General features: G+C 71.7%; 5 protein-coding genes. All 5 read left to right on the top strand.

The window, feature by feature from the left end; translation table 11 throughout:
* The coding region (locus J0911_RS08430; RefSeq protein WP_207275015.1) for a glycosyltransferase family 2 protein at positions 1–1,123 on the top strand (1,123 nt) is incomplete at its 5' end.
* A gap of 157 nt (positions 1,124–1,280) precedes the next feature.
* The gene (locus tag J0911_RS08425; RefSeq protein WP_207275014.1) at positions 1,281–4,016 is read left to right on the top strand and encodes a glycosyltransferase; all 2,736 of its coding nucleotides are present in this window, start codon (positions 1,281–1,283) and stop codon (positions 4,014–4,016) included.
* Between the two features lie 79 nt (positions 4,017–4,095).
* Positions 4,096–5,085 carry an ABC transporter permease gene (locus J0911_RS08420; protein ID WP_207275013.1) on the top strand — a complete coding sequence of 330 codons (990 nt, stop codon included), beginning with the start codon at positions 4,096–4,098 and terminating at the stop codon, positions 5,083–5,085.
* Positions 5,078–6,670: an ABC transporter ATP-binding protein gene (locus J0911_RS21050; protein ID WP_307864983.1), complete on the top strand. Its 1,593-nt coding sequence runs from the start codon at positions 5,078–5,080 to the stop codon at positions 6,668–6,670. Before J0911_RS08420 ends, J0911_RS21050 begins: the two co-directional genes overlap by 8 nt.
* Positions 6,671–6,680: 10 nt before the next feature.
* Entirely contained in the window at positions 6,681–7,709 is a 1,029-nt protein-coding gene (locus J0911_RS08410; RefSeq protein WP_207275012.1) for a glycosyltransferase family 2 protein, read from the top strand.
* Positions 7,710–7,743 lie beyond the last annotated feature (34 nt).

Here is a 7,743-nt window from a genome sequence, read left to right as displayed (position 1 = left end):
GTGTCGCACCATGACGGCCCCCGAGCTGAGTGTCGTGATTCCCACCCACGACGTCGCGCCGTGGGTCGACGAGTGCCTGCGCAGCGTCCTCGGGCAGGAAGGCGTCCGGCTGGAGGTCGTCGTCGTCGACGACGGCTCACGGGACGGGACCCCCGACATCGTCGCCGCGTTCCGTGACCCGCGTGTCCGGCTTGTCGCAGCCGGTCAGTCCGGCGGTGGACCGGCGCGGAACCAGGGAGTCGCCCTCGCGCGCGGTGAGTACCTCGCGTTCGCCGACGGGGACGACGTCGTGCCGCCCGGTGCCTACGGCGCCTTGCTGGCCTCACTGCGCACGAGCGGATCGGACATGGCGGTCGGCAACTTCGTGCGGTTCCCCGACGGCGACGGTCCTGAGCCGCGGCCGGGCTCGGACGTGCCGGTCACACGGCACGTCACCGAGGCGAGAACCGGGGTCACCGTCGCCGACGAACCCGGGCTGGTGCGCAACCGTGCCTGCTGGAACCGCGTGTTCCGCCGCGCCTTCTGGGACGCCCACGGCATCCGGTTCGAGAATTCCCGCCGGTCCAACGACATCGTCGCGATGGCCCGTGCCACCGTCGCGGCCCGCACCGACCTGGTCCCCGATGTCGTGTACCGCTACCGCCAGCGGTTCGGCAACGGCTCGATGACCACCTTCGGCGCCACCCCCGAGGCGCAGCTCGTCTACCTCGAACAGGAACGCCTGTGCGCCCCGCTGCTCACCGGAGCGGGGGACCGCGTGCGTACCGTCTACTCGGGAATGCTCCTGCGCTCGTACCTCTGGAATGCGGTGCGCATCGCCCTCGGCGACCCGGGGCCCGGAGCCACGGACGACGAGCTGCGCGAGCGCCTCGCGGAGCCGCTGGCCGACATCCTGGCCCGGCTCAGCCCCGTGACCTTCGCCTCCCTGCCACGAGCGCGCCGGCAGGTCTTCGCCCATGCGGCCTCGGGTGATCTCGCGGCGGCGCGCGAGGCGCTGCGCCGCGGGATCTCGCCCACACGGCTGGACCGGGGCCGTGATGCCGTGGAGCGCGCCGCGCGCCGCGCCGCCCGGTCGACCGCACGCGCGCTGGTCCGCGCCCGCCGTCTCGTCCTGTCCCCGTGAGACCGACGGCGGGGGCCGGGCCTGCCGGGAGGTGCCTGGCGCGGACCAGGCGTGACGTCGCCGTCTGCGAACCGCGGGTCGCGGGCATCGGCCGGGAGCACGAGCCGGTCGCCGGTAGCATTTCATCCGCATCCCCTCCCACCACGGAAAGACGAGCATGAGCGGATCCTTCTCCCAACGAATGCGCCGGACCGTGGCGTCCGTCGCGCGCCCCGCGCTCTCCCGCCTCTCCGGGACGGGCCCGGCGGAGAAGGTGCGGCGGCTGCGCCGGTACGTGCTCGCCTACGACCGGATCGTCGCGATCCTCGGTGGGGAGACCAACCTGCACGCCGGCCGCGCCACCGGCGTCGTGCCGCCCCTCACCCTGACGCGTGAGGAGGAGATGGAGAACCGCCGGCGCGCGCGGGCCACCGTCGCCAAGGCCGACATGGCTGGTGCCCTGGAGCGCGGCCTGCCGCTGGAGGCCGCGGTCGTGGAGGGCGTGCGAGGGCTCATCGCGGCACGGGACGACGTCTCGATGCGCAGCCTCAACCAGTCCCTCATGCGCGACGACGCGACGCGCGTCGCCGGCACGCTCGGTGAGGCGGTGGCCGCCGAGTACTACAGCTTCGACAACCTGGCCTGGACCCGGTTCGGTGAGGTCCCGCTGGAGACCGCCGCGAAGTGGGCCGCCCGCGAGTACGCGCGGGTCGCCGCGCGCAAGGACCCGGCGGCGCTCGACGCCCTGGCCGACGTCGTCCTCGCGCAGCCCGCGCTCGACGTGGACGGCGCGCTCGGCGTGCTGGAGGCGACGCTCGCCACGCATCGCGGCAAGACCGCCGCGCGCCTGTACGAGCGGCTCGCCGCCGAGGCGCCGGAGGGCTCGGCGGCGGCCGGGCGCCTGGACTGGCTGGCGGAGTGGGTGCGGCGGGAGGCCGAGCCGGCCGAGCCCGCGCCGGTGGCCGACGGTGCCGTGCCGTTCGCCGTCATGGGCTACCGCACGCCCGACCGGAAGATGACCACCCAGAACATCGGCGACTACGTGCAGACCATCGCGGCGTCGTCGCACCTGGTGCGGCGGACCGGGCTGACGTTCACCGGGCAGGAGGACCTGGCCCGGAGCTTCGGGCGGCTCGCGGCCCGTGTCCCGGCCGAGCACCGTGTCGACGGCGGGCCCGAGCGCACCGTCCACCTCGTCGAGATGAACCGCGACGCCTCGTCCACCGACCCGATCCCGGAGAACACCTGGACCCTCGGGTTCGGCTGGTACATGAACTCGGCGTTCGGCCTGATCCCGGACTTCCCGTTCCACCCGAACCTCAAGCCCATCCTCGTCTCGTTCCACGTGAACCGGCTGGAGATGCTCACCCCCGAGGCCGTCGAGTACCTCCGGGCGCACGGACCGGTCGGCTGCCGCGACTGGAACACGGTCTATCTGCTGCTCGCCGCAGGAGTCCCGGCGTTCTTCTCCGGCTGCCTGACCACCACCGTCAACGGCCTCTTCGAGCGCAGGCGCGCCGGTGCGGGCAAGCCCGCCGTGTACGTGGACACCCCGGCCCCGCGCGGCGCCGCCACGATCAAGCAGGAGTACGACGCCGTCCGGGACCGCACCCTGGCCGAGAACATCGACGAGGCCGTCCGGCTGCTGGAGGGCTACCAGACCGAGTACTCCCGCATCGTCACCTCCCGCCTGCACTGCTACCTGCCCACGTGGGCGATCGGCGCCGATGTCGAGTTCCGGCCCAGGCGCGCCGCCGACATCCGCTTCAACGGGCTGCTGGACGCGACCGAGGCCGACCGGCGCGCGATGCAGGAGCGCATCACCCGCCTCCTTGACATCGCGTTCGCCGAGATCCTTGCCGGGAAGAAGCCGGAGGAGGTCTACGCGGCGTGGGCCGAGGCGTGCGAGCCGGAGGTGGCCGAGGCGCGGCGACGGCTCGCGGCGCCGGGAACCAACGACCCGCTGCCCTTCGACCTGGACGACGTCGTCGCCCGGGTGCGGTCCCGCGAGCAGGTCCGGCCCGCGCTGGTCGAGCGCGACGGCGCGCCCGTGCACGTGTCGATCGCCATGGACGGGAACCTCAAGGAGCAGGCCAAGGTGGTCGCGACCGCGCTGGCCGACCACGCCGAGCGGCCCACCGTGCTCTACGTGCAGTGCCGCGACCACTCGCAGGAGGACATCGACGCGTTCAACGCGCTGTTCCCCGAGCTGGAGATCCACTGGCTGCCGTGCGACGGCATCGAGTACGGGGCGATCAGCGGCATGCTCTCGCACATCACCGTGGCCACCATGGACCGTCTGCTGCTGCCGTACCTGCTGCCGGAGCTGGACAAGGTGGTCTACCACGACATCGACGCCGTCCTGCTCACCGACATCGCCGAGCTCTACGACCTCGAGCTCGGGGACGCGCCGCTCGCCGCTCGCGACGCCGCCGGGCGGTACTTCCTGTCCGGGTTCCGCAACACGTGGGTCACAACCAAGAAGATGCCGGGCGGTGCGGCGGTGGCGAACGAGTTCCTGCGGCGGATGTCGGCGCACCAGACCTACGACTACGTCGCCTTCAACGCCGGCATCATGGTGCTCAACCTGAACCGGATGCGCGCCGACGGGTTCGCCGAGAACTACCTGCCGTGGGCCGGCATGTACGGGCTCAACGACCAGCAGTTGCTCAACGCCTACGCCGGGAACACACGTGTCGTGATGGACCCGGCGTGGAACGCGTTCCCGGCGCAGGAGGACGTGCGCGAGGCCAAGCTGATCCACTGGGCCGGGCACCGCAAGCCGTGGAGCGCCGAGTACTCGACCTGCCAGGAACACTGGCAGGCGGCCGAGACGAGGCTCGCGGAGCGGGTCGCGGCCGCGGGCGCTCCCGCCGGATCCGGCGGCGTCCCGGCCGCCGGCGAGGGGCACTGACCGGGCCACCGGAGCGTTGTCCCACTGACCCTGACCAGCCTCACGCGTCGTTAGACTGAGGCCCGATCAAGATCCCTGTGTGCCCGGACGCCCCGGCACGAAGGAGAACGAGGAGTCCGTGACCGTCACCGAGAATCGAGCGGCGGCATCCGAGCCGCTGTCTTCGGCCGAGGCGAGGGCGCTCGCCCAGCAGCACGGCCTCGAGGAGGCCGGGGTCCGTCCCCGGATGGGGACCTACCTGAAGCAGCTCTGGGCGCGCCGTGACTTCATACGCGTCTTCTCCACGTCCAAGGCGTACGCGAAGCACCAGGGGTCGTTCCTGGGGCAGATGTGGGCGACGCTCAACCCGACGCTGAACGCGATCATCTACACGCTGATCTTCGGTTTCATCCTCGGCGCGGACCGCGGCGTGGAGAACGTCGTGGCGTTCATCGTGATCGGCGTCTTCATCTTCCGCCTCATGGACAACGCCATCAGCAGCGGCGCCCGCGCGATCGACGGCAACATGCAGCTCGTGCGGTCCCTGCGGTTCCCGCGGGCCGTGCTGCCGCTGGCCAACGTCATCACCAGCCTGACGCTGTTCATCCCGACGGTGGGTGTGATGTGCCTGTTCACGCTCGCGTCCGGATACCTGGGATACGTCACCGACAAGGACCTGAAGGTCATCACGCTGACCTGGCACTGGCTGGAGATCGTTCCCGCTCTCGCGCTCGTCACGCTGCTCAACACCGGTATCAGCTTCTTCATGGCCCGGTACGGCTACGGCAAGCCCGACCTGCTGCAGGTGCTGCCGTTCATCACGCGCCTGCTGATGTACGGGTCCGGCGTGCTGTTCCCGATCACACGTTTCGTGGACGGCACCGATCAGACGTCGACGATCGTCCGCGCGATCCTGGAGTACCAGCCGGTCGCGGTGTTCCTGCGGCTCTTCCGGATGATCATGATGGACGACGCGACCATTCCCTACGACCCCTGGCTCTGGGCCTGGGCCGGCGGATGGGCGTTGTTCATCCTGGTGGGAGGCTTCATCTACTTCTGGGCCGCCGAGGAAAGGTACGGGCGTGACTGACAACGTGCCCAGCAGGTCCCCGAAGGGGGAACCCGAGGAGATCGACTTCGAGATCGACGCCGAGGATCTCCCGGACCGCGCGGTCCGCACGGAGCTCGGCGCCCCGTCGGTCATCGTGGACGACGTGCACGTCACCTACCGGGTGTTCGGCGGCAAGCCCGTCTCCGGCGCCAACCGGTCCCTGTTCAACCGGATGGTCGGCCGCGCCCGGCAGAGCGTGGGCGCCATCACGGAGGTGCGCGCCGTACGCGGCGTCTCGTTCGTGGCGCGTCACGGCGAGGCGATCGGCATCGTCGGGACGAACGGTTCGGGCAAGTCGACTCTGCTGCGCGCGGTCGCGGGGCTCCACCCCCCGTCGAAGGGCCGCGTGTACCTCTCCGGCGAGCCGTCCCTGCTGGGCGTCAACGCGGCCCTGCTGAAGGATCTGTCCGGGGAGCGGAACATCACGATCGGTGGTCTCGCGCTGGGCATGTCCGAGGCCGAGGCCCGGGCGAAGGTGCCGGAGATCGTGGACTTCGCCGACCTCGGCGACTTCGTCTACCTCCCGATGAACGCCTATTCCTCCGGCATGGCCGCGCGTCTGCGCTTCGCGATCTCGACGATCGTCACGCCCGACATCCTCATGGTGGACGAGGCGCTGGCCACCGGTGACGCCGCGTTCCGGAAGAAGAGCAAGGAGCGCATCGAGAAGATCCGCGAGGAGGCCGGCACGGTGTTCCTCGTGAGCCACTCCATCGCCTCGGTGCGGGCGATGTGCACGCGTGTCATCTGGCTCGACCAGGGCCAGGTGCGCATGGACGGCGATGTCGACACGGTGTGCGACGAGTACCAGAAGTACATCAAGGGCAAGAACGGTCAGGCCAAGGCCGGCGGGAAGATCGGTCCCGGCGGTCGCCGCAAGGGCGGTGGCAAGGGCAGGGGAGCCGGCAAGGGCAAGCAGAACGGCAAGCGCCCCGTGAAGGTCGCCGGGCAGCACAAGCAGCATGCGCGGCCGGCCGAGGCGGGCCGCCCGGCGACCGGCGCGCTGCGCAGGGTGACCCAGGAGGACCTGCGTCCGGTGACCGGTTCGCTCCGCCAGGTGTCCCAGGACCAGGTGCGCCCGGCCACGGGAACACTGCGCTCGGTGAACACGGAGGGTCGCCCGGCCACCGGCTCGCTGCGCCGGGTCTCCCCGGAGAGTTCCCGTCCGGCGACCGGTGCGCTCCGCCGGGTGACCGAGGACGACGCGCGCCCGTCGACCGGCACGCTGCGCAGGCTCACGTGGGAGGACGTGCGGTCCGACCGGGCGAGCGGCGGGTATTCCGACCGCACCGGGGGTGGCGACACCGACCCGCTGGCGGCTCCTGAGACGCGGCCCGTCGTGGAGCCGGCCGTTCCTCGTGTGCCGCGCTGGCCGTCGTCGACGTCGGAGACCGGCTTCCCGGACCTGGGCAGGCCGCTGTCCCGCTCGGAGGCGGCGCTCGGCCGGTCCCGGAGGTCCTGGGTGGGGCAGCGGAAGCCGCGATCGGCCGAGCCCGCTCCGGACACCGAGGCGATCCCGGTCATCAGGGTGACCGACCCGCGCGACCGGACCGACGAGGGCTAGCATGTCCCGCATGTCTGATGCGTCCGGCGTTTCCGGGACTGTGCCCGAGACCTCCGGGCCGGCGCCCGGCGTCTCCGTGTTCCTCACCGTCCGCAACGAGGAGCGCGACCTGGCGGAAGCCGTCGAGCGGATCCTCGCGCAGGACTACGCCGGTCCGTTCGAGGTGGTGCTCGCCGTCGGGCCGAGCCACGACCGGACGGCCGAGATCGCCGGGAAGCTGGCCGCGGAGGAGCCGCGGCTCACCGTCGTGGACAATCCCGCCGGGTGGACGCCGGCCGGGCTCAACGCGGCCATCCGTGCCGCGCGGCACGACCTGCTCGTGCGCGTGGACGGTCACAGCCACCTCGAGTCCGGCTACGTGACACAGGTGGTGCGCGTCCTGTTGTCCTCGGGCGCGGCGAACGTCGGCGGAATCATGGTGCCCGAGGGCCGTACGGCCTTCGAGAAGGCCGTCGCGGTGGCGATGAGCTCACCGCTCGGCATCGGCTCGGCCCCATTCCACACGGGCGGACGCGCCGGGCCGGCCGACTCGGTGTACCTCGGCGCGTTCCGCCGGGATGCCCTGGAGGCCGTCGGGTTGTACGACGAGGCGTACCTGCGGGCCCAGGACTGGGAGCTGAACTACCGGCTCCGGCAGGCGGGGCACACGGTCTGGTTCGATCCCGCGCTTCGTGTCGGCTACCGGCCCCGTGGTACCTGGCGGCAGCTGGTCACCCAGTTCTTCCGCTCCGGACGCTGGCGCAACCACGTCATGCGGCAGTACCCCGACACCGCGAGCGTGCGCTACCTGGCCCCTCCGGCCGCCGTGTGCGGCATCGTGGCGGGTCTCGCCGCGGGCGTGGTGGGCGCGTTCACCACGCCGTGGCTGCTGTGGGGCCTCGCGGTTCCGGGAGCTTACGTCCTGGGCGTGGTGGCGGGGTCGCTCCGCGAGGGCCGGCGCCTGCCGCTCCGCGCGCGTGCGCTGCTGCCGGGGGTCCTCGCGGTCATGCACCTGTCGTGGGGCGCGGGCTTCCTCCGCGGCCCGGAGCATCACTCCTGACAGCGCCTGACGGCGTTCCCCGCCCGTTCAGCCT

It is taken from the genome of Myceligenerans salitolerans (assembly GCF_017349295.1).
In the GTDB taxonomy this organism is placed as follows: domain Bacteria; phylum Actinomycetota; class Actinomycetes; order Actinomycetales; family Cellulomonadaceae; genus Myceligenerans; species Myceligenerans salitolerans.
Note: the sequence above shows the minus strand (reverse complement) of the source record. Positions and strands in the feature narration are given on the sequence as shown.

Coding starts and splice junctions, on each gene's coding strand:
- J0911_RS08425 (WP_207275014.1), top strand. CDS start 1,281: ATGAGCGGATCCTTCTCCCAACGAATGCGCCGGACCGTGGCGTCCGTC.
- J0911_RS08410 (WP_207275012.1), top strand. CDS start 6,681: ATGTCTGATGCGTCCGGCGTTTCCGGGACTGTGCCCGAGACCTCCGGG.